The 21,172-nt window shown below is 70.5% G+C and carries 19 protein-coding genes; 13 read left to right on the top strand and 6 right to left on the bottom strand.

Annotated elements, in window-relative coordinates; translation table 11 throughout:
- Positions 1 to 460: 460 nt before the first annotated feature.
- From ACIQ7M_RS05140 to pqqB, 3 genes are all read left to right on the top strand, one after another.
- A complete protein-coding gene (locus tag ACIQ7M_RS05140) occupies positions 461 to 3,328 on the top strand; it encodes a carbohydrate binding domain-containing protein (RefSeq protein ID WP_403640902.1) in 2,868 nt (955 codons plus the stop codon).
- A gap of 208 nt (positions 3,329 to 3,536) precedes the next feature.
- A complete protein-coding gene (locus ACIQ7M_RS05135; protein ID WP_355772933.1) occupies positions 3,537 to 3,950 on the top strand; it encodes an SseB family protein in 414 nt (137 codons plus the stop codon).
- Between the two features lie 169 nt (positions 3,951 to 4,119).
- On the top strand, positions 4,120 to 5,001 hold the full coding sequence (pqqB, locus tag ACIQ7M_RS05130) for a pyrroloquinoline quinone biosynthesis protein PqqB (protein ID WP_403639855.1): 882 nt from the start codon (positions 4,120 to 4,122) through the stop codon (positions 4,999 to 5,001).
- A 27-nt stretch (positions 5,002 to 5,028) separates the two neighbouring features.
- Here the strand turns inward: pqqB and ACIQ7M_RS05125 are convergent, their stop codons facing one another.
- The 6 genes from ACIQ7M_RS05125 to ACIQ7M_RS05100 all read right to left on the bottom strand — a co-directional run bounded on the left by ACIQ7M_RS05125 (position 5,029) and on the right by ACIQ7M_RS05100 (position 10,167).
- Positions 5,029 to 5,421, bottom strand: coding sequence for a MarR family transcriptional regulator (locus ACIQ7M_RS05125; RefSeq protein WP_355772927.1), 393 nt, complete (start codon positions 5,419 to 5,421; stop codon positions 5,029 to 5,031).
- Between the two features lie 58 nt (positions 5,422 to 5,479).
- Positions 5,480 to 5,830 (bottom strand): VOC family protein, encoded by a 351-nt coding sequence (locus tag ACIQ7M_RS05120; protein WP_355772925.1) that lies wholly within the window; start codon positions 5,828 to 5,830, stop codon positions 5,480 to 5,482.
- A gap of 164 nt (positions 5,831 to 5,994) precedes the next feature.
- Positions 5,995 to 7,026 (bottom strand): LacI family DNA-binding transcriptional regulator, encoded by a 1,032-nt coding sequence (locus ACIQ7M_RS05115; protein ID WP_403639851.1) that lies wholly within the window; start codon positions 7,024 to 7,026, stop codon positions 5,995 to 5,997.
- A complete protein-coding gene (locus tag ACIQ7M_RS05110; RefSeq protein ID WP_403639848.1) occupies positions 7,023 to 7,928 on the bottom strand; it encodes a carbohydrate ABC transporter permease in 906 nt (301 codons plus the stop codon). The genes ACIQ7M_RS05115 and ACIQ7M_RS05110 overlap by 4 nt, the downstream gene beginning before the upstream one ends.
- Positions 7,925 to 8,848 (bottom strand): carbohydrate ABC transporter permease, encoded by a 924-nt coding sequence (locus tag ACIQ7M_RS05105; RefSeq protein ID WP_403639845.1) that lies wholly within the window; start codon positions 8,846 to 8,848, stop codon positions 7,925 to 7,927. The genes ACIQ7M_RS05110 and ACIQ7M_RS05105 overlap by 4 nt, the downstream gene beginning before the upstream one ends.
- A complete protein-coding gene (locus ACIQ7M_RS05100) occupies positions 8,845 to 10,167 on the bottom strand; it encodes an ABC transporter substrate-binding protein (protein ID WP_403639842.1) in 1,323 nt (440 codons plus the stop codon). The genes ACIQ7M_RS05105 and ACIQ7M_RS05100 overlap by 4 nt, the downstream gene beginning before the upstream one ends.
- Positions 10,168 to 10,477: 310 nt before the next feature.
- Between ACIQ7M_RS05100 and ACIQ7M_RS05095 the strand changes: the two genes are divergently transcribed.
- From ACIQ7M_RS05095 to mptB, 10 genes are all read left to right on the top strand, one after another.
- Positions 10,478 to 12,499 carry a beta-galactosidase gene (locus tag ACIQ7M_RS05095; protein WP_403639839.1) on the top strand — a complete coding sequence of 674 codons (2,022 nt, stop codon included), beginning with the start codon at positions 10,478 to 10,480 and terminating at the stop codon, positions 12,497 to 12,499.
- 599 nt (positions 12,500 to 13,098) lie between these two features.
- Positions 13,099 to 14,658, top strand: coding sequence for a glycosyl hydrolase 53 family protein (locus ACIQ7M_RS05090; protein WP_403640899.1), 1,560 nt, complete (start codon positions 13,099 to 13,101; stop codon positions 14,656 to 14,658).
- Between the two features lie 146 nt (positions 14,659 to 14,804).
- On the top strand, positions 14,805 to 15,092 hold the full coding sequence (locus tag ACIQ7M_RS05085; protein WP_403639836.1) for an ArsR family transcriptional regulator: 288 nt from the start codon (positions 14,805 to 14,807) through the stop codon (positions 15,090 to 15,092).
- Positions 15,093 to 15,096: 4 nt separating this feature from the next.
- Complete coding sequence (locus ACIQ7M_RS05080) at positions 15,097 to 16,074, top strand: SMP-30/gluconolactonase/LRE family protein (protein WP_403639833.1); 978 nt, start codon at positions 15,097 to 15,099, stop codon at positions 16,072 to 16,074.
- 223 nt (positions 16,075 to 16,297) lie between these two features.
- The gene (crcB, locus tag ACIQ7M_RS05075) at positions 16,298 to 16,774 is read left to right on the top strand and encodes a fluoride efflux transporter CrcB (protein ID WP_403639830.1); all 477 of its coding nucleotides are present in this window, start codon (positions 16,298 to 16,300) and stop codon (positions 16,772 to 16,774) included.
- Positions 16,771 to 17,175: a DUF190 domain-containing protein gene (locus ACIQ7M_RS05070; protein WP_403639827.1), complete on the top strand. Its 405-nt coding sequence runs from the start codon at positions 16,771 to 16,773 to the stop codon at positions 17,173 to 17,175. Before crcB (ACIQ7M_RS05075) ends, ACIQ7M_RS05070 begins: the two co-directional genes overlap by 4 nt.
- Complete coding sequence (gene crcB, locus ACIQ7M_RS05065; protein ID WP_355770146.1) at positions 17,172 to 17,546, top strand: fluoride efflux transporter CrcB; 375 nt, start codon at positions 17,172 to 17,174, stop codon at positions 17,544 to 17,546. Before ACIQ7M_RS05070 ends, crcB (ACIQ7M_RS05065) begins: the two co-directional genes overlap by 4 nt.
- An 83-nt stretch (positions 17,547 to 17,629) precedes the next feature.
- Positions 17,630 to 18,466 (top strand): undecaprenyl-diphosphate phosphatase, encoded by an 837-nt coding sequence (locus ACIQ7M_RS05060; protein WP_355770143.1) that lies wholly within the window; start codon positions 17,630 to 17,632, stop codon positions 18,464 to 18,466.
- Between the two features lie 218 nt (positions 18,467 to 18,684).
- The gene (locus tag ACIQ7M_RS05055) at positions 18,685 to 19,626 is read left to right on the top strand and encodes a glutaminase (RefSeq protein WP_386975806.1); all 942 of its coding nucleotides are present in this window, start codon (positions 18,685 to 18,687) and stop codon (positions 19,624 to 19,626) included.
- Between the two features lie 101 nt (positions 19,627 to 19,727).
- Positions 19,728 to 21,134 (top strand): polyprenol phosphomannose-dependent alpha 1,6 mannosyltransferase MptB, encoded by a 1,407-nt coding sequence (mptB, locus tag ACIQ7M_RS05050; RefSeq protein WP_403639822.1) that lies wholly within the window; start codon positions 19,728 to 19,730, stop codon positions 21,132 to 21,134.
- The last annotated feature ends 38 nt before the right edge of the window (positions 21,135 to 21,172 follow it).

Here is a 21,172-nt window from a genome sequence, read left to right as displayed (position 1 = left end):
GATGCCCTTCCGCCTTGAATACGCCGGTCCGGCCACAGCTTCTCACCGGGTGACGAGGGGATTGCCCGCGCCCGGGGGTTTCTTGACCTCCGCCTGACCGGGGCCCGCCGTGCTCACCGTGCGTAGCGGGGCCTACGCCTGACGGGGTCCGAAATGCCACCGCGCGTGGCCGTCTCCCACCTGACCCGGGGCGTCGGGCACGCACCGCGCGCCACGGTCGTTGTCACATCTCTTTACGTGGCTGTCATGGACCTGTAGCTTCCGGGCCGCAAGTCCTTTCAGGAACTTGCCGGTTCTCCTTGCAAGGCACCTCCTCCCCGCCAACTCCCCTTCCCCGCACCCGCATCGGAGCCGCCCCATGAGCCGCAGACGTGGACGCCCGCCCCTGAGAGCGCTGATGGCGCTCCTGGCGGTGACCGGACTGTTCGGACTGACCCCGCCGGACACGGGGTCCGTCCCCATGGAGAGCACGGCCGCCACCTCCACGACGGCGACCGTCTTCTACTACACGAAGACCAAGAACTGGCCGTCCACCTACCTCCACTACGCGCCGGACGGCGGTTCCTGGACCACCGTGCCCGGCGTGCAGATGGAGGCGGCCTGCACGGACTGGGTGAAGAAGACCGTCGACCTCGGTTCGGCCGCCGGGCTCCAGGCCACCTTCAACAACGGAAGCGGCACCTGGGACAACAACGGCGGCAACAACTACGCGCTGGGCACCGGCACCATCACCGTCAAGGACGGGGTGATCGCCCACAGCGACCCGTGCGCCGACACCGGTACGGGCTCCGGCAACCAGGCCACCGTGTACTACTCGACCGCCACCTCGGGCTGGACCACCGCCAACATCCACTACGCGCCGACGGGCGGCTCCTGGACGACGGTCCCCGGCGTCGGCATGGAGAGCGCCTGCACCGGATGGTGGAAGAAGACCCTCGACATCGGAACCGCCACGTCGCTCAAGGCGGCCTTCAACAACGGCAACGGCGTCTGGGACAACAACAACAGCGCCGACTACGCGATCCCGTCCGGCACCACGACCGTGAAGGACCGGACGGTCACCTCCGACGCCAAGGACCCCTGCGCTGCGCAGGCCCCCGACACCCAGGCGCCGACCACGCCCGCCGGGGTGAAGGCGACCGCCACGAACACCTCGGTGGTGGTGAGCTGGGATCCGTCCACCGACGACACCGCCGTGACGAAGTATCAGCTCACACGCACGGGTGGCACGAAGGGAACCGTCGTCACCGACGTCGGCTCGACGGTGTACTCCGACACGGGACTTGAGGAGGAGACCGACTACACCTACACCGTGAAGGCCGTCGACGCGGCCGGGAACACCTCGCCCGCCTCCGCCGCGGCCACCGTCAGGACCGGGGAGAAGGCGCCCGCACCGGCCGCCGGGACACCGCTCGGCACCGATCCGCGCAAGGACCCCATCTACTTCGTCCTCACCGCCCGCTTCTACGACGGCGACAGCTCCAACAACCGCGGCGGGAGCCAGGACGTCAAGTCCGGCAACGCGGCCAACAACGACCCCATGTTCCGCGGCGACTTCAAGGGTCTCGTCGACAAGCTCGACTACGTCAAGGCCCTCGGGTTCTCGGCCGTGTGGATCACCCCGGTCGTCCTCAACCGTTCGGACTACGACTACCACGGCTATCACGGGTACGACTTCTACAAGGTCGACCCGCGCCTGGAATCCGCCGGCGCCTCCTACCAGGACCTGATCAACGCGGCCCACGCCAAGGGCATGAAGATCTACCAGGACGTCGTCTACAACCACAGCTCCCGCTGGGGTGCCAAGGGCCTGTTCACCCCGACCGTCTACGGAGTGCGCGACTCCCAGTGGAGCTGGTACTACGACGAGAAGAACGACGGCTTCGTGTACGACGGTCTGACCGTCGAGCCCAAGTCGGGGAAGTCGTACTACAACGGCGACCTCTGGTCGACCGCCGAACCCTCCGGCAACACCTGCCTCAACTGGGGCAAGCCCACCGGCGGCAAGAGCGCCGAGGGCTACACCCTGTACAACTGCCAGTGGCCGAGTCCCACCTCGGGCATGTTCCCGAAGGCGTACTACCACCAGTGCTGGATCGGCAACTGGGAGGGCGAGGACTCGCGTTCGTGCTGGCTGCACGAGGACCTGGCCGACTTCAACACCGAGAACGCCACCGTCCAGAACTACTTGATCGGCGCGTACGACAAGTACATCGACATGGGCGTCGACGGATTCCGCGTCGACACGGCCGTCCACATTCCACGCGTCACCTGGAACCGCCGCTTCCTGCCCGCCATCTACGACCGGGTCACCCAGCGGTTCGGCACGGAGGCGGCGAAGAACTTCTTCGTCTTCGGCGAGGTCGGCGCCTTCGTCAACGACAAGTGGAACCGCGGCTCGGTGAACCACTCCGCGCAGTTCTACACCTGGAAGGAACGCAAGGACTACAGCGCCGACGACGAGACGGCCGCCATCGAGCAGTACACCTACGAGGAGCAGCTCGGCACCGGCAACCAGCCCACCTCCACCAACGCCTTCCTGAGCGGGAACAGCTATCACACCCCGGACCGCAGCCAGTTCTCCGGGATGAACATCATCGACATGCGCATGCACATGAACTTCGGTGACGCGCAGAACGCGTACAGCAACGGCAAGGACTCCGACGACTCCGTCAACGACGCCACGTACAACGTCGTCTACGTCGACAGCCACGACTACGGCCCGAACAAGTCGAGCACCCGCTACAGCGGAGGCACCGACGCCTGGGCCGAGAACATGGCCCTGATGTGGACCTTCCGCGGCATCCCCACGCTCTACTACGGATCGGAGATCGAGTTCCAGAAGGGCAAACAGATCGACTGCGGGCCGACCTGCCCCCTGGCGACGACGGGACGCGCCTACTACGGCGACCACCTCGCGGGGAGCGTCACGGCCTCCGACTTCGGCAAGGCCGACTCCGCGAGCGGCGAGGTCGCGACCACCCTCGCACAGCCGCTGGTCAAGCACCTCCAGCGGCTCAACCAGATCCGCCGGGCGATCCCGGCCCTCCAGTCGGGTCAGTACTCGACCGACGGCGTCAGCGGATCGATGGCCTTCAAGCGCCGCTACACCAGCGGATCGACCGACAGCTTCGCCCTGGTCACGGTCACCGGCGGCGCGACCTTCACCGGCATCCCGAACGGCACGTACACGGACGCCGTCACCGGTGACGTGAAGACCGTCTCCGGCGGCACGCTCACGGTGGCCGCGCCCGGCAAGGGGAACCTGCGGGTCTACGTACTGAACGGACCCGGCAGGATCGGAACGGACGGTCCCTACCTGAAGTAGCCCGTCCGCGGACAGATACGGAGGCGGCGGTCACCGCGGCCCCGCCCGGGCGTCCCACGCCCGGGCGGGACGGCCTGACCGCCGCTCTCGCACCGGCCGGGAGCCAGGATGAATGGCGTGCGGAGCGTTGGGTACGCGACCGAACGACACGCCCGGGAGCAAGACCCTCCCGGGTGGCCGCCCGCCCGCCACGACCCGGGGATCTGCCATGGACACGCCCTTGAACAACCACCACCCCAGCGCACCCGAGGCGACGCCCGCCCAGGAAGCCCTGGACACCCTCGCCACGAACACGTCCGACACCGAGGCGCTGGACACCCTCGCCGGCAGCGACGTACTGGTGCCCGTACCGGACGACGCCACGGACGCGGACGTCGCCGACCCCCACGCCGTGGCCCTGCCCATCCTGGACGATCCCGAAGGCGGACAGGTCGTTCCGGTGTTCACCTCGGAACAGGAACTGGCCGAGCTCCTGCCCTCCGTCTCCCGCTACCGCCTCGTGCCGCTCGGCGCGCTCGCGGCCCAGTGGCCCTCGGGCGATCTGGACCTCATCATCGACGCCGCCTCACCGCACGGCCTGACCCTCACCTCCGAAGGCGTACGCACGCTCCTGGTGCGATAGCGACACCCTCGGCCGCGCCACGCGGGCCCCGCCCACGCCACCGCCCCGGGATCCCGTGGGGTGGGCCCGCGGGCGAAGGATGTCCGGATCCGCTCCTCGGCGAGGAGTGGCCCGGAGCGTCCGAAAGGGGAAGATCCCTGGAAAGCCGCCGCGGAGGAGTGGGGTTCCCTTGAGAGTCGTCCTGCTGGGTACGGCCGCCGCCGGCGGCTTCCCTCGGTGGAACTGCGCCTGCGCGCCATGCTCGGCCGCCCGCGACGGAAAACTGCCCGCGCGCACCCAGGAAGGCGTCGCCGTCAGCGGCAACTCCCGCGACTGGTGGCTGCTCAACGCCTCACCCGACATCCGTACGCAGCTCAACGCCACCCCCGCGCTCGCACCCGGACCCGGGGGCACGCCCGTGCGAGGCGTCCTGCTGACGGACGCCGAGGCCGCTCACGCGACCGGGCTGGCCGGGCTGCACGGTGCCCCGGGGCTGAAGGTCTACGCCTCGCCTCCCGTCCTCGCCGCGCTCTCCCCGCTGCGTCCCCTCCTCGACCGCCCGGCCGCGTGGGCCTGGGCGGACAGCTTCACCGAGGGCGGATTCGTCCTGGCCGGGGGCCTGGTCGTCAGCGCCCACGCGCTCGGTTCCCGGCCCCCCGGCCACATCCCCGGGGCCGCCGACGACGACCGCTGGGTGACGGCGTACCGGATCGAGGACCTGGCCAGCGGGGGTGTACTCGTCTACGCACCGTGCCTCGGCCGGTGGACGCCGGCCCTTGACGAACTGCTCGACGGCGCGACCTGCGTCCTGCTCGACGGCACCCTCTACGAGGCCGGCGGGACGGACACCGCCGTACGGGCGCCCCGCGGGCGGACCGCCGCGGCGTGGCATCTTCCGGTCTCCGGCGCCGACGGCAGCCTGGCGGAGCTGGCCCGGCACCCCGGCCCGCGCGTCGTCTTCACCCACTTCGACAGCGCGAACCCGCTGCTCGACCCGGCCACGGACGCCTGCGCGTCGGTGACCGGGGCCGGCGCGGAGGTCCTGCCGGACGGAGCGGAACTCGTGCTCTAGCCGTGCCCTCTCATGAGGGCGGACCGCTCAGCCTCGCAGCATGCGGGCGAGCACCGACCGCTGCAGGGGGAGCACCTCGGCGTGCAGAGCGCGGCCCTTCGGGGTGAGCGCGACCCACACTCCGCGGCGGTCCTCCTGGCAGACGGTGCGTTCCACCAGGCCGTCCTTCTCCAGCCGGCCGATGAGCCGGGACAGCGCGCTCTGGCTCAGATGGACGCGGTCCGCGATGTTCTGCACCCGGCAGTGCTCGCCGGGCTCCGCGACCGTCTCCGCGACGAGGATGTCCAGGACCTCGAAGTCACTGGCTCCCAGGCCGTGCGGATGCAGCACGCGGTCGATCTCGCACATCGTGCGCGCGTGCACCGACAGGATGTCCCGCCACTGGTCCTCAAGGCGGGCACTGGGCGTCTGCGTTGCCATAATTGAACGGTAACAGAGATCCGGCCACTAGTTGAGGATGCAATTAGTGCGCCCGCATTCAGTTGGTCGGGTCCTCGATGAGCCCGTACATGTTGCCCTCCGCGTCCTTCACGGACGCGACCTGCCTGCCGTTGCCGACGTCCTGGAGCTCCTGGAGCGTCTCGGCGCCCGCCTCGATCAAGGCCGCCAGGGTCGCCTTGATGTCGTCGACGTGCCAGAAGGGGACCGGGCCGGTCAGGCCCTTGGCGTGACCGTTCGGGTCGAGTCCGACATCCTGGCCCGCGTCCTTGAAACCGACGTAGTACGGCTCGTCCACATAGGGCTCCACCCCGAGCAGTCGGGTGAACAGGGCCTTGGCCTTCGCGATGTCCTTGACGGGGTAGATGATGGTCTTGACTCCGGCGGTCATCTCGACTCCTGTGCGGTGCGTGCGGCCGTGTCGGCCGGCTGTCGTGCCGTCGGCGTTCCGGCGGCACTTTCACGCTAAGCCGGGGGAGCCGGGTACGGCTTCTCGAATCCTGACCGGTACGCGGGAGAGTTTCCCCCCTGTACCGGCGTCCCCCGGCAGGCTCCTCAGGTGGATTCGCGGCGCACCAGTTCCGTCGGCAGGATGACCGCCGCCGGATCCTCGCCGCCGATCTGGGCGAGCAGCACCCGGACCATCTCGGAGCTGATGCGGTCCCAGGGCTGGCGGATGGTGGTCAGGGCCGTGGCGGCGGCCGTGGCGGCGGGGGAGTCGTCGAAGCCACCGACCGCGACGTCCTCCGGAACCCGGCGGCCCGCCTTGCGCAGCGCGGCCAGCACGCCCTGGGCCATCAGGTCCGAGGCGACGAACACGGCGTCCATGTCCGGGGCGCGGTCGAGGAGCAGTTCGGCCCCCGCCTCACCACTGGCGCGGCTGTAGTCCCCGGAGGCGATGAGACGATCGTCGGCCTCGACGCCCGCCTCGGCGAGCACTTCCCGGTACCCCGCGAGACGCTCGACACCGCCGGGGGTGTCCAGCGGTCCCGTGACCATGCCGATCCGGCGCCGCCCGAGGGAGAGCAGGTGAGCGACCATGTCCCGGGCGCCGTCGCGGTCGTCGGCGGCCACATAACTCACCTTGGAACCGAGCCCGATGGGCTTGCCGCACGCGACGAGCGGCACGCCCGCCTCGCGCAGTTCCTCGGCGACCGGATCGCCGGAGTGGCTGGAGACCAGCAGAACTCCGTCGACATGGCCGGCCGTGATGTAGCGCGTGATGCGCCGCCGCTCGTCCTGGGTGCCGGCGAGCATCAGCAGGAGGGGGACGTCGTGCGCGGCGAGTGCCTGGGTGCAGCCGCGCAGCAGGACGTTGAAGTTCGGGTCCTCGAAGAACCGCTCCTGGGGCTCGGTCAGCAGGAAGCCGACCGAGTCGGACCGTCCGGTGATCAGCGAACGGGCGTGCCGGTTCACGACATAGCCCGTCCTGCGGATGGCGGCGTTGACCGCCTCCGCCGCCGAGGGGCTGACGTAGTGCCCACCGTTGAGCACGCGCGAGACGGTACCCCGCGAGACACCCGCCTCACGCGCGACGTCATGGATCGTCGGCGGCCTGCGCCGGCCCCCCGTGTTGCTCATGGTCATGACTTTACGGCTCCGGACAGCAGGTCGAGGCTCCAGAAGCGTTGGATGACCAGGAACAGCGCGACCAGCGGGACGATCGCGAGCAGGGCGCCGGTGATGACCAGGGTGTACAGGGCCGGGGTGTTGGAGCCCTGTTCCAGAAGCGTGAACAGGCCGAGGGTGATCGGGAACTTCTCGTCGTCGCTGAGCATGATGTAGGGGAGCAGGAAGTTGTTCCACACGGCGACGAACTGGAACAGGAACACCGTCACCAGGCCGGGCACCATCATCGGCAGCGCGACCCGGGTGAAGATCCGCCACTCGCCGGCGCCGTCCATCCGGCCGGCCTCGACCACGTCGTCGGGGACGGCCGCGGCCGCGTAGATGCGGGCGAGGTAGACGCCGTACGGGGACAGGACGAGCGGCAGCAGCACGGAGGCGTACGAATCCGTCAGGTCCGCATTGGCGAGCAGCAGGTACTGCGGGATCGCGAGGATCACCGGCGGCATCAGCACGCCCGCCATGAGCACGTTGAAGATGGTCTCGCGGCCCCGGAAGCGGTAGACGGCCAGGGCGTAGCCGCTGACCGCGGAGACGGCCGTCGACAGCAGGGCGCCCAGACCGGCGTAGAGCGCGGAGTTGCCCATCCACTTCCAGTAGATGCCGTCGCGGTAGGCGCCGAGGTCCTTGATGTTCTGGGTGAACCCGGTGCCGGGCAGGAAGGTGAACGTCGAGAACAGTTCGCGGCCCGACTTCGTGGCCGCGATCACCACCCAGGCGACGGGCAGCAGACAGTAGAGCGCGCCGAGCAGCAGGGTGAGGGTCGGGACCAGGGCGATCCGGCCGAGCGGGGGCGGTCCCTGGGCGGTGCCGGGCGTCGTGCCCGCGGCCGGCGCGGCCTTGCGGAGGGCGAGAGAACTCATCGGGCTTCCTCCTGCTTGGTACGGGAGTTCGCGGCGCGCAGGAAGCCGAAGGACAGGACCAGCGTGACCGCGGCGATGATCACTGCCTCGGCCGCGGCGGCGTAGATGTCACCGGTGTTGAATGCGTCCCGGTAGACCTTCATGAGCGGACTCCAGGTCGTGGAGACGGAGTTGGTGAGGGGTTTGAGGGTGGTCGGCTCGCTGAAGACCTGGAGGGTGGCGATGATCGAGAAGAAGAAGGTGAGCACCAGGGAGGGCGCCACCATCGGGATCTTGATCCGCAGGGCGGTCTGCAGCGGGGTGGCGCCGTCCAGCCTCGCCGCTTCGAGCACCTCGGCCGGGATGGCCTGGAGCGAGGTGTAGATGACGATCATGTTGAAGCCGGTGCCGCCCCAGACCGCGATGTTGGACAGCGCGAGGTACAGCGGGCCGCCGTCCAGCAGGTCGGGCTGGGGCAGGCCCAGCTTGCCGAGGACGAAGTAGAAGGGACTGACGTCCGGGAGGTACAGGAAGCCCCACAGCAGGGCGGCCACGACGCCGGGGATGGCGTACGGCAGGAAGATCGCGAGCCGGGTGAAGGGGGCGAGCCGCACCTTCTCGGCGTCGAGCATGAGCGCGAAGAGCAGCGCGAGGCCGAGCATCACCGGCACCACGATGGCGCCGTATCCGGCCACGCGCAGCGCGCCGTCGACGAGTTCGCTGTCGGTGAGCGCGTCGGTGTAGTTCCCGATGCCCGCCCAGACTTCGTTGCGGGCTCCGGCGCCCAGACCGAGGCCCTTGACCTGGACCTTGTGCAGGCTCAGCCAGATCGCGTAGCCGATGGGCAGTGCGAAGAAGAGGACGAAGAGGATCGTCGCGGGGAGGAGGAAAACGTACGGGGCCCCCTTGACCCCGTACGGCTTCCGGCGTGCGTCGGTCACTGAGCGACCCCGAAGCCCTGCTTCTTCAGGTCGGCGACGGTCGCGTCCTGCATGGTCCTCAGCGCCGCACCGAAGTCCGACCTGTTCTTCGCGGCGGCGCCGAAGGCGTCGTTGAAGGATGTGTAGGCGACGTTCACGTTCGGGCCCCACGCGGACGGCGCGGTGGTCTTCGCGATCTCCGAGGCCTTGGTGTAGAAGTCCGGCTGGTTGGAGAAGAAGGCCGGCGGCTGTGCGAACGCGTCACTGGTCTGCGCGCTCGTGGACGCCGGGTAGATGCCGCTCTCCTTCGCCAGCGCGGCCACCGCCTGCGGGTCGGTGTTCAGCCAGGCGGCGAACTTCGCGGCGGCCGCCTTGTGCGGGGAGTCGGTGGTGACGGCCGTCGAGGAGCCGCCCCAGCTCCCGGTGACGTTCTCGCCCGCCGACCACTGCGGCAGCGGGGCCATCGCCCACTTGCCCTTGGTCTGCGGGGCCGCCGTGGTCAGGGTGCCGGGCGCCCACACCGCGCTGACCCAGGCGATCTCCTTGCCGGTGTTCAGCGCCTTGTTCCAGGCCGGCTGGTACATCGGCTGGTTGTCGATCGCGCCCTCCTTGACGAGACCGCCCCAGAAGTCGGCGACCTTCTGGGTGGCCGCGTCGTCGATCCCGACCTGCCACTTGTCGCCTGAGGTGGTCCACCACTTGGCGCCCGCCTGCTGCGCCAGTCCGGCGAAGAGGCCGGAGTCGTTGGCGGAGAAGGTGGTCAGGGCCTTGTCCGGCGCCTTCTTCTTCAGCGCGCGGGCGGTCTCGGCGAACTGCTCCCAGGTGGTGGGGACGGTCAGGCCGTACTTCTTGAACAGGTCGGCGCGGTAATAGAACATCATCGGGCCGATGTCCTGCGGGATCGCGTAGACCGCGTCCGTCCCCAGCGTCGTCTGCTGCCAGACGCCGTCGGCGAACTTGGTCTTCGCCTCCTTCGACTCGGCGGCTATGTCGGCGAGCGCGTCGTTGCTGACCAGGGTCGGCAGCGCCTGGTACTCGGCCTGGACCAGGTCCGGTGCCTTCTTCGCCTTGTGCGCGGTGAGGATCTTGGTGATGAGCGAGTCGCCCGAGGCCTGCTTCTTCACCTCGACGGTGATCTGCTGCTTCTTGCCCGGCCCCTTGTTCCAGAGGTCGACGACCTTGTCCATGCCCGGCGCCCAGGTCCAGAACGTCAGTGTCGCGGGACCGGACTGGGATTCGCTCTTGTCGTCGTCGGACGAGCCGCAGGCGACGAGCGAGGTGGCGCCGAGGACGACGGCGATGGTGCTGGCCACGAGGCGGCTGTGCTTCGTGTTGGGCATGGAACGTTCTCCCCTGACCTGGGCCTCCGCCTGTTGCGGAAGGCCTGCCCTGTGCTTGCGCGGTTCGCTCTCCGGGGTGCGCCGGCGGCATCGGGACCACGAGCGTGCGCGGGGCTCTTCGAGCCTTCGCGTGGTCGTCCGCCGACACCTGAGCGCCCCTTCGGCTCACTTGCCGTGCTTCTGTGAGCGTTCACAGTAGAGAAACATCCCGGACACTTGTCAATGGTTGTTGCTGTGCGGTTATGTTGGACTCACGCCGCTGGCGTTGTGTGTGCACGTTCCCAAATGATCGATTACATGGGAGAGATCCATGCCGGAGACCAACCCCAAGGGCCTCACCGGGCTCGCCTTCGGTGGGGACTACAACCCCGAGCAGTGGCCGGAAAGCGTCTGGCCCGAGGATGTCCGGCTGATGCGGGAAGCGGGCGTCACGATGGTGAGCGTCGGGATCTTCTCCTGGGCCCTCCTCGAACCGGCCCGGGGCACCTACGAGTTCGGCTGGCTCGACCGCGTGCTCGACCTGCTCCACGAGAACGGCATACGCGCGGACCTGGGCACCCCGACCGTCGCACCGCCCGCGTGGTTCTATCGCGAACACCCCGAAGCGCTGCCCGTGGCCGCCGACGGCACCCGCTACGCCTTCGGTTCACGCGGCGCCATCTGCCACAGCGACGCCCACTACCGCGCCGCCGCCGCCGATATCACCACCCGGCTCGCGACCCGGTACGCCGACCACCCCGCCCTCGCCCTGTGGCACGTCCACAACGAGTACGGCGTCCCCGTCTCCGCCTGCTACTGCGACTCCTGCGCCGCACACTTCCGCCGGTGGCTGGCCGGCACCTACGGGACGGTCGACGAGCTCAACGAGGCCTGGGGTACGGCCTTCTGGGGCCAGCGGTACACCGCCTTCGACCAGATCGACCCGCCGCGCGTGACCCCGACCGTCGGCAATCCGGCGCAGGCGCTGGACTACAAGCGGTTCGCCGACGCGACCATGCGCGAGAACTTCGTCGCCGAACGGGACATCCTCCACCGCCTCGCGCCGGGCATCCCCGTCACCACCAACTTCATGACGGCCCTCAGTCAGTGCGACTCGGTCGACTACTGGGCATGGGGCCGCGAGGTCGACCTGGTCACCAACGACCACTATCTGATGACCGACGGGCGCCGCACCCATGTGAACCTCGCGATGGCCGCAGACCTCACCCGCTCCGTCGCGGGCGGCGCCCCCTGGCTGCTCCTCGAACACTCCACCTCGGGCGTCAACTGGCAGCCCCGCAACCCCGCCAAGGCGCCCGGCCAGATGGCCCGCAACTCCCTCTCCCACGTGGCCCGCGGCTCCGAGGGTGCCCTGTTCTTCCAGTGGCGGCAGTCCCGCAGCGGCGCGGAGAAGTTCCACTCCTCGATGCTGCCGCACGCCGGCACCGACTCACGGGTGTGGCGCGAGGTCGTCGAACTCGGCGCGTCCGTCGACTCGTTGGCCTCCGTCAAGGGCACATGCACGGTCGCCGACGTGGCCGTGCTGTGGGACTGGCAGTCCTGGTGGGCGCAGAGCCTGCAGTGGCGCCCGAGCGAGGACCACGACGCCCGCGAGCGCGCCGACGCCTTCTACGAGGCCCTCTACGACCGTCACCTCACCGTCGACTTCGCCCACCCGGAAGCCGACTTGTCGGCGTATCCCCTTGTCGTCGTGCCCGCCCTCTATCTGATGACCGAGGCGGCGGGGAACAACCTCAGGGAGTACGTCGAGCGCGGCGGTACCCTCCTCGTCTCCTACTTCTCCGGCATCGTCGACGAGCACGACGCCGTCCATGAGGGCCCCCACCCCGGCGCTCTGCGGGAGGTGCTCGGCCTGACCGTCGAGGAGTTCTCCCCGCTGCTCCAGGGGGAACTCGTCCGGATCACCGGGCCCGACGGCTTCGAGCTCACCGGCGACGTGTGGACCGAGTTCGTGGTGCCGCGCGGTGCCGAGACGGTGTGGACGTACGCGAGCGGACTCACCGCCGGACATCCCGCGGTCACCCGGCACCGGAGCGGCTCGGGCTCGGCCTGGTACGTCTCCACGCGCCTCGCGGCCGAGGGACTCGACGCCCTGATCGGCCGGGTGGCCGACGACGCGCGCATCGCCCCGCGCGCCGACCTGCCCCGCGACGTCGAAGTGGTGCGCCGCAGCGGCGAGTCGGGCACCTACGTCTTCGCCGTCAACCACACCGCGTCCGACGCCAAGGTGCCGCTGGACGCGCACGGCACCGAGCTGCTGACCGGCGAACGCGCCGCGGGCCGGCTGGCGGTCCCGGCGGGCGCGGTGCGGGTCGTACGCCTGGACGCGTGACTGGCCGTGGGGCGTTCGGGGGTGAGCGCCGGAGTGGTCCGGCCGGCCGGGGTCGGTGGGTGGAGCGAGGGCCGGGCTCTCTGGGCTCGGGGTCAACCGGGTTCCGCTGCACGGGAGGTGTCGGGCCTGGTCCAACTTGACTCCGCTGTACGGGAAGTGCCGGAGCCGGTCCAACCTGGCTCCGCTGCACGGGAGGTGTTGGAGCCGATCCAACCGGTCACCGGTGTACGGGGTTTGACTGGTCCCGGACCATCCGACCGGCTGCCCGACCGGACAGCCCCGGGCATCTGATCGGCCGTCCGCCGGGCAGCCCCGACAGGCCGCCCCGATGCGCCCTCCCGCCTCGGCTCCGGCCACCGCGCCCGAGTCACGCAGCGCGCAGCGCACCTCCCGGAGATCCCCCACCGGCAGGGCCGAACGGCCCGCCGTTCGCTCCAACCGCCGCCCGGGTCATGGCACTCGGCGGCCACCCGCCCCCCTCCGCCCGTGCGAGCCAGGAAGCCGCGGGCGGAGGGGTTCGCCCCCGAAGCACATCCGCATCACCCCGGATCCACCGGGGGCGTCTTCTCCCCACCACGTCGAAGGGACGACGGACGATGATGTTCCATCCCAGACGCACGCTCAGGGCCCTGTTGTTGCCGCTCGCGGCCGGGCTCGCCCTCGCCGCCCTGCCCGCGGGGACCGCGCACGCGGCGAGCACCCTGACCAATGCCGGGTTCGAGGCCGACGGGACCGGCGCCGCCGTGCCCGCCGGCTGGTCGGAGTCCGGCTCCACCGGCGCCTCCTACGTCGAGGCCGGGGGCCACGGCGGGAGCTACCGCCTCAGCCACTACTCCGCCTCGGCCTACAAGGTGGAGACCTACCAGACCCTCACCGGGCTCACCAACGGCAGCTACAAGCTCACCGCGTGGGTGCGCTCGGGCGGCGGGCAGAACTCCGCCTACCTCGCCCTCAAGAACTGCGGCGGCACCGCACAGCGCACCGACCTGCCGGTCTCCACCAGCGGGTGGATCCACCTGGTCGTGCCCGTCTCCGTGACCGGCAGCCAGTGCACGATCAGCGTCTACTCCGACGCCAACGCCGGGAACTGGATCAACGTAGACGACCTGACCTTCACCTCCGGGACCACCGGACTGTCCGTCAAGGGCTCCGACATCTCCTCCCTCGCCAAGAGCGAGGCCTACGGCGGTGTCTACAAGACCGGTTCCGGCACCACCGGCGACGCGCTCGCCATCCTCAAGTCCTCCGGGATGAACTACGCGCGCCTCAAGGTCTGGGTGAATCCGGCCGACGGCTACAACAACAAGGCCCGCGTCCTCGCCATGGCCAAGCGCATCAAGGCACAGGGCATGAAACTCCTGGTCGACTTCCACTACTCGGACACCTGGGCGGACCCCGGCAAGCAGACCAAGCCGGCCGCGTGGTCCGGGCATTCGTACAGCCAGCTCAAGACGGACGTCTACAACCACACGTACGACGTCCTGAACGCCCTGAAGGCGCAGGGCACCACGGCCGACATGGTGCAGATCGGCAACGAGATCAACGGCGGCATGCTCTGGTCCGAGGGCTCCACGGACAACTTCGCGCAGCTCGCGGGGCTGCTCAACTCCGGCTACGACGCGGCCAAGGCGGTCAGCTCGGCCACCGTCGTGGCCCTCCACCTCGCCCAGGGCGGCGATCTCACCGGCACCCGCTGGTGGTTCGACACCGCGCTCGCCAACGGCGTGAAGTTCGACGCCATCGGCCTGTCCTACTACGGCTACTGGCACGGCTCGCTCTACGACTTCCAGACCACCCTGGACGACGCGGCCGCCCGCTACGGCAAGCCGGTCTTCGTCGCCGAGACGGCCTACCCCTTCCGTCTGGACAGCGACGACGCGCTCGTCAACCAGATCGACACGACGGGCGAACTGGTCTCCGGCTACGCGGCCACGACCACCGGGCAGTCCAACTGGCTTCGTGACGTCATGAGCATCGTGGAGGCCGTGCCGAACGGACGGGGCCTCGGCGTCTTCTACTGGGAGGCCACCTGGACGGCCGTGACCGGCAACGGCTGGGACCCGGCCGATCCCTCCTCCGGCAACGGCTGGGAGAACCAGGCCCTGTTCGGCTTCGACGACAAGGCGCTTCCGGCCATGTCCCTGTTCGGTCACCGCTGAACGGAAAGGGGTCCGGCCGCCGGTGCGGCCGGGCCCCTTGCGTCCTGTGAGGCGTTCGGCTCCGGCCAGGGTCGCGGGAAGACCGTGCGTGCCGCCGTCGGCTGCGGGACAGTGGCGGGAGACCGCCACGACGGAGGGGGACCGCGATGCTGAGGGGAGCCGGCAACGGCCAAAGACTGGACATCCTGGAGTGGTTGCGCACCCCCGCGGCGCACTTTCCGCCGCAGCGCGGTGCCGACCTCGTCGAGGACGGTGTCAGCCCCGAGGCCCTGGCCGCCAAACTCGGAGTGAGCCGGGCCGTGGCGCGCACCCACCTCGACCTCCTCACCGGAGTCGGCCTCCTGCGTGCCAAGAGGCGGGGGCGGCGGACCTACTACCGACGCGACGAGTACCGTATCGCCGAGGTGAGCCACTACTTCGAGAAGGGCTGGTAGGCGCGTGGGAGACGGGTCCGGCACGACGGCCGCAGCTCTTTCGCCGAAGCGCGCGGTGCCGCTCGGCGGCCGCGGCCCCGAGGACGTGGTGGCCGACTCCCGGGGCGGGGTGCTGACCGGACTGGAGGACGGCCGCATCGTACGCGTCGAAGGCCTCGGCGACCCCGACGGCACCACGGTCCGGGTCGTCGCCGAGACGGGCGGCAGGCCACTCGGCCTCGAAATCCTCCCGGACAACGCCCTGTTGGTGTGCGACGCCGAACGCGGACTGCTGCGGGTCGGCCTCGGGGACGGAGTGGTCCGCGTCCTGGCCGACCGGGTCGCCGGTGTTCCGCTGCGCTTCTGCAGCAATGTGGTCGCCCTCTCGGACGGCACCGTGTACTTCACCGTCTCCAGCCGGAGTTACCCCCTCAAGCAGTGGATCGGCGATCTCGTCGAACACACCGGATCCGGCTGTCTGCTGCGCCTAGCGCCGGGCGAGACCGAACCCGAAGTACTGCTGGAGGGGCTGCAGTTCGCCAACGGTCTCGCCGCCTCCGCCGACGAGTCGTTCCTCGTCCTCGCGGAGACCGGCAGGTTCCGCCTCGTCCGCTACTGGCTCACCGGACCGCGAGCGGGCCACTCCGAGACCTTCGCCGACGACCTCCCCGGCCAGCCGGACAACCTCTGGCGCGCCCCGGACGGCCCGATCTGGGTGGCCCTGGCGGGCCCCCGCGTCGGCGCCCTGGAACTCCTGCACCGCCGGGGCCCGGCCGTCCGGCGCACCGCGGCCCGGATCGCCGTGCGGGCGCCCTTCCGGCCGCCGGGCACCACCGGAGTCCTCGCGGTCGACGACGACGGCGCCGTCGTGCACCACCTGGAGAGCCGCCGCGCCCGGTTCCGGATGGTGACCAGCGCCTGTGAGTCCGACGGCCGGCTGATCCTCGGCAGCATCTGGGAACGGGGCCTCGCCGTCTGCGATCTTCCGGGCGCCACCGGCTGAGCCGCCGGGCCGTCCGCAGGGGCCGCCGTGCGCGGTTCGCGGAGCGGACCGGGTGTGCGCGGCCCGCGCGCCCGGCGTTACCCTGGTCACCAGCCGCGATCTTGCAGCGCGGCACGGCGGTGGGGCCCGCCGTACCCGAACCGCGGCGCGGATGCCGCCAACGGTCCCTGCTTGCGATGCCGTGTGCCCGCACCCGGCCCGGCGAGTAGGAGCACCGGAAACCATGACCGTCCCGCACCCCGAGCACGTCGGCGAGTCCGGCGCCCCCGTACGCGCGCCCGCGCGCCCACCGTCCCCCTGGCGCGGCCAGGGCCCGGTCGTCGCGGCGGTCTCCCTGGGCGGCACCATCGGCGCCTCGGCCCGCTACGGCGCGGGCCTGCTGTGGCCCACGCCGGACGGCACCTTTCCCTGGACCACGTTCACGATCAACGTCGTGGGTTGCGCCGTCATCGGCGTGCTCATGGTCCTGGTCACGGACGTACGGTCGGTGCACCGCCTCGCCCGCCCCTTCTTCGGCACCGGAGTCCTGGGCGGCTTCACCACCTTCTCGACGTACGCCGTCGACATCCGCGACCTGGTCGGCACCGGTCACCCGGGGACCGGGCTCGTGTATCTCGCCGCCACCCTGTTCGCGGCGCTCGCGGCGGTGTGGATCGGCACCACGGCGACCCGCCGTGCCCTGGCATGGAGGCGGCGATGACAAGGCTGACCGGCGACGCCCTGAGACTGACGGTGCTCATCGGCGAGAACGACACCTGGCACCACAAGCCGCTCTACGCGGAGATCGTGCACCGCGCCCACGCGGCGGGCCTCGCGGGCGCCAGCGTCTTCAAGGGCATCGAGGGTTTCGGCGCATCCTCCCTCATCCACACCTCGCGGCTGCTCTCGCTGAGCGAGGACCTGCCGGTGGCCGTGATCGTCGTGGACACCGAGGAGCGGGTCCGGGCGTTCCTGCCGCGGCTCGACGAACTCGTCACCGAGGGCCTGGTGCTCCTCGACCCCTGCGAGGTCATCCGGTACGTGGGCCGTGGCGGCTCACCGGGCGGCCCCTCCGGCGCGACCGGCGGCGACCCGTCCGGGGAAGGCGGGACCGCGCGGTGAACTGGCTGCTGGTGATCATCGGCGCCGCGGTCGGCGCACCCCTGCGTTACCTGACCGACCGGGTGGTACAGCTCAGGCACGATACGGTCTTCCCCTGGGGCACCCTCGTCGTGAACGTGGCAGGGTGCCTGATCCTCGGGCTGCTGACCGGTGCCGCCTCGGCGGGGCAGGTGTCGGAGCACCTGCGCCTGCTGATCGGGACCGGGCTGTGCGGGGCGCTGACCACGTACTCGACGTTCTCCTACGAGACCCTGCGGCTGAGCGAGACGGGTGCGGCGTTCTACGCTGCCGCCAACGTGATCGTGAGCGTGACGGCGGGCCTGGGCGCGGCGTTCGCCGGGGTCTCGTTTGCCCAAGCTTTGTGGACGTAGGTGCCGGGCGCCCGCTGCCATAGGTAACACTGTCTCCTGCATCGTCTACAGCACTGTCGACCAACTCCTCAGAACTGGATCCCATGAGCGTCATCAACGTCGGTCAGGCCGTCGTCCTCGGAGTCGTCGAGGGGGTGACCGAATTCCTCCCCGTCTCCTCGACAGGTCACCTCAAGATCACCGAGGGACTGATGAACATCCCCGTCGACGACGACGCCGTCGTCGGCTTCTCCGCGGTCATCCAGGTCGGCGCGATCGCCGCCGTGCTCGTGTACTTCTTCAAGGACATCGTGCGGATCGTCTCCGCCTGGGGACGCGGCCTGCGCGACAAGAACGAGCGCCAGAACCACGACTACAAGTTCGCCTGGTGGGTCATCTACGCGACGATCCCGATCGTGGCCGTGGGCCTCGCGGCCAAGCCGCTCATCGAGGGTCCGCTGGCCTCCCTGTGGGTGGTCGCGGGCTCGTTGATCGCGGGCAGTGCCGTGATGTGGGCGGCCGACCAGATGGGCCGTCACAAGCGCGGTGAGGACGACGTCTCCTTCAAGGACGCGATGCTGGTCGGCAGCTCCCAGATCCTCGCCCTGCTCTTCCCCGGCTTCTCGCGCTCCGGCGCCACCATGTCGACCGGCCTCATCCTCGACCTGGACCGCGTCGCCGCCACCCGGCTCTCCTTCTTCCTCGGCATCCCGGCGCTGACCGGCGCGGGCCTTTACGAGTTGAAGGACGCCCTGGGCACCGGCGTGGGCGCCGCTCCGCTGATCACCGGCACCGTCGTGTCGTTCGTGGTCGCCTACGCCTCGATCGCCTGGCTGCTGAAGTTCGTCGCCAAGCACTCCTTCAACGCCTTCGTGATCTACCGCATCGTCATCGGCGTGCTCCTCTTCGGGCTGCTCGGCGCGGGCGTCATCGACAGCTGACACCGCTCCGGGCGCCGGTGCGAACCGGCTCCGGGCACGAACGGTCCGCCCACAGGGGGCGCGAAGCCGGATTCCGGCTCCGCGCCCCCTGTGCCGTTCCCGCGCACCCGGTTCGATCAGGCGGCAGGGAGGCGGCAGAGGGGACACAGGAGGACAGGAAGGCAGGGGGAGGCAGGGCCGCCGGGCCGCGGGACGGAGCGGGCGGCACAATGGCGATCATGCCCGGGAATTCGCCGTACCCGTCCTCCCACACCTTCCAGCCGATCCTGGAGCGCATCGCCACCGAGATCGCGCAGACCCCGGGACGCGGTCGGCCCGCCGACTACATCCCGGCGCTGGCCGCCTGCGACCCGCGCCGCTTCGGCATGGCCGTCGCGGAGCTCGACGGCACGGTGTACGGCGTGGGGGACTGGCGGCAGCCCTTCTCCACGCAGTCCATCACCAAGGTCTTCACCCTCGCCCTCGACCTGGCCCGCGAGGGCGACGCCCTGTGGGAGCACGTCGGGCGGGAGCCCTCCGGCAACCCGTTCAACTCCCTGGTCCAGCTCGAGTACGAGAACGGCATCCCGCGCAACCCGTTCATCAACGCCGGAGCCCTCGTCGTCACCGACCGGCTCCAGACCCGTACCGGGGACGCGGCCGGCGTCCTGCTGGAGTTCCTGCGCGCCGAGAGCGGCAACGCGGGGCTCGACTTCGACCGGGACATCGCCGCCTCCGAGACCGCGAACGGCGACCGCAACGCGGCACTCGGCCACTTCATGGCGTCCTACGGCAACATCGACAACCCGGTGCCGGTCCTGCTCGACCAGTACTTCCTGCAGTGCTCGATCGCCGCGTCCTGCGCCGATCTCGCCCTCGCCACCGGATTCCTGGCCCGGCACGGCATCCGGGCCGACGGCGGGCGGCTGCTCCCCCGGAGCCAGGCCAAGCAGGTCAACGCGATCATGCTGACCTGCGGGACCTACGACGCCGCGGGCGACTTCGCGTACCGGGTCGGGCTCCCGGGGAAGAGCGGCGTGGGCGGCGGCATCATCGCCGTGGTGCCCGGCCGCTGCACCCTGTGCGTCTGGAGCCCGGGTCTCGACGAACGCGGCAACTCGGTGGCCGGCGTGGCGGCCCTGGACCGGTTCACGACCCTCACCGGCCTGTCCGTGTTCTGAGAACCGTCCCACCACAGGGAGGTCATACTCCGGACCCCGTCCGGAGAGCGCAGCGTCGCCTTCCGGCCACTCGGCGTTGACACGCTTGCGGAGTGTTGGCCATGGCTTTCCCCGTCGATCTCCGCCGCTGCCAGGCTCTGGGCCTGGCCGGTACCGCCGTTCTCGCGCTGGGCGGCGAGACCGCCGGGGCCCTGCCCGCACGGGATCTCCTCGCCCCCGGATCGGGGAGGGCCGTACTCGGCCTGGTCGGGGTGTACTTCGGTGTCGTCCTGCTGATAGCCGCCTGGGCGCTGCTGGGCACCGTCGTACGCGGACCCGAACCGCCGACTCCGCGTGCCCTGCTGCTCGTTCTGGCCACCTGGGCGGCGCCGCTGCTGCTCGCGCCACCGCTCTTCAGCCGGGACGTCTACAGCTATCTCGCGCAGGGCGCCATGGTCGACGCCCACATCGACGTCTACGCCTACGGCCCCACGCGGCTCGGCGGGCCGCTCGCCGACGAGGTGGCGCCGGTGTGGCAGAGCACGACGACGCCGTACGGCCCGGTCTTCCTCGCCGTCGCCCGCGGACTGTCCTTGCTGACCCGCGGGGAGATACCGGCCGGACTCCTCGGCATGCGCGTGGTCGCCCTGCTCGGTGTCGCCCTGATGGCGGCGGCCCTGCCCCGCCTCGCCCGGCACAGCGGCGCCGATCCGGCCGCCGCGCTCTGGCTGGGCGCGCTGAACCCCCTGGTCCTGCTGCACCTGGTGGCGGGCGCGCACAACGACGCCATCATGCTCGGACTGCTCGGCGTCGGCCTGGTGGCCGCGCGCGGCCGGTGGCCCGTCGCGGGCATCGTCCTCGTCACCCTCGCCGCCCTCGTCAAGGCACCCGCCGCGCTCGGCCTGGTGGCGGTGATCGCGCTGCGCGGACGCGGGCAGGGGCGCCGGGGCATCGCGCGGGCCACGGCGACCACGGTCGTGGTCGCCGTGGCGACGACCGTGGCCGCGACGACGGTGGCCGGTACGGGCTACGGCTGGATAGCCGCCCTCAAAACCCCTGTCTCGCCGCACAACTGGTCACCCACCAGCGTCCTCGGACGCGCCACCGGCGCCCTGCTCCAGAAGCTCGGCAGCGGTCTCGCGCCGTTCGCGATGCCCGCCTGGCACGCCGTCGGACTCGTGGCGACCGTGGGGCTGCTGCTGTTCATATGGCTGCGGCTGCGCCCGCACCCGGTCTACGCGCTGGGCCTGAGCCTGGCCGCGGTCGCCGTGTTCGGTCCCGCGATCCGGCCCTGGTACGCGCTGTGGGGCCTGTTCCTCATCGCGGCGGCGGCACCCACCGGTTCGGTGCGCGGGCGCGTCGCGGCCGCCAGCGCGGTGCTCGCGCTCGCGGTCCTGCCGAGCGGTTCGCCGGCGGACGCCGGACAGGTGATCCTCGCCGTCTCCGGCGGCCTGCTCGCGCTCGTCGTGCTCTGGCAGGCCCACCAGGCGGCACAGCCGCAGGCACCCGGACTGGAACGGACGGCATGACGGACGACACGGAACACGGAACGCACCCGGGCGGGGCG

The sequence above is a fragment of the Streptomyces sp. NPDC096324 genome, assembly GCF_044763015.1.
GTDB lineage: Bacteria > Actinomycetota > Actinomycetes > Streptomycetales > Streptomycetaceae > Streptomyces.
Note: the sequence above shows the minus strand (reverse complement) of the source record. Positions and strands in the feature narration are given on the sequence as shown.

Excerpts from the sequence above, each read along its gene's own strand:
- ACIQ7M_RS05085 (WP_403639836.1), top strand. The coding sequence starts at position 14,805 with ATGCTGAGGGGAGCCGGCAACGGCCAAAGACTGGACATCCTGGAGTGG.
- ACIQ7M_RS05055 (WP_386975806.1), top strand. The coding sequence starts at position 18,685 with ATGCCCGGGAATTCGCCGTACCCGTCCTCCCACACCTTCCAGCCGATC.
- ACIQ7M_RS05090 (WP_403640899.1), top strand. The coding sequence starts at position 13,099 with ATGTTCCATCCCAGACGCACGCTCAGGGCCCTGTTGTTGCCGCTCGCG.
- ACIQ7M_RS05115 (WP_403639851.1), bottom strand. The coding sequence starts at position 7,026 with ATGACCATGAGCAACACGGGGGGCCGGCGCAGGCCGCCGACGATCCAT.
- mptB (WP_403639822.1), top strand. The coding sequence starts at position 19,728 with ATGGCTTTCCCCGTCGATCTCCGCCGCTGCCAGGCTCTGGGCCTGGCC.
- ACIQ7M_RS05125 (WP_355772927.1), bottom strand. The coding sequence starts at position 5,421 with ATGGCAACGCAGACGCCCAGTGCCCGCCTTGAGGACCAGTGGCGGGAC.
- ACIQ7M_RS05100 (WP_403639842.1), bottom strand. The coding sequence starts at position 10,167 with ATGCCCAACACGAAGCACAGCCGCCTCGTGGCCAGCACCATCGCCGTC.
- ACIQ7M_RS05140 (WP_403640902.1), top strand. The coding sequence starts at position 461 with ATGGAGAGCACGGCCGCCACCTCCACGACGGCGACCGTCTTCTACTAC.
- ACIQ7M_RS05135 (WP_355772933.1), top strand. The coding sequence starts at position 3,537 with ATGGACACGCCCTTGAACAACCACCACCCCAGCGCACCCGAGGCGACG.
- ACIQ7M_RS05120 (WP_355772925.1), bottom strand. The coding sequence starts at position 5,830 with ATGACCGCCGGAGTCAAGACCATCATCTACCCCGTCAAGGACATCGCG.
- ACIQ7M_RS05070 (WP_403639827.1), top strand. The coding sequence starts at position 16,771 with ATGACAAGGCTGACCGGCGACGCCCTGAGACTGACGGTGCTCATCGGC.
- crcB (WP_403639830.1), top strand. The coding sequence starts at position 16,298 with ATGACCGTCCCGCACCCCGAGCACGTCGGCGAGTCCGGCGCCCCCGTA.
- ACIQ7M_RS05060 (WP_355770143.1), top strand. The coding sequence starts at position 17,630 with ATGAGCGTCATCAACGTCGGTCAGGCCGTCGTCCTCGGAGTCGTCGAG.
- ACIQ7M_RS05110 (WP_403639848.1), bottom strand. The coding sequence starts at position 7,928 with ATGAGTTCTCTCGCCCTCCGCAAGGCCGCGCCGGCCGCGGGCACGACG.
- ACIQ7M_RS05095 (WP_403639839.1), top strand. The coding sequence starts at position 10,478 with ATGCCGGAGACCAACCCCAAGGGCCTCACCGGGCTCGCCTTCGGTGGG.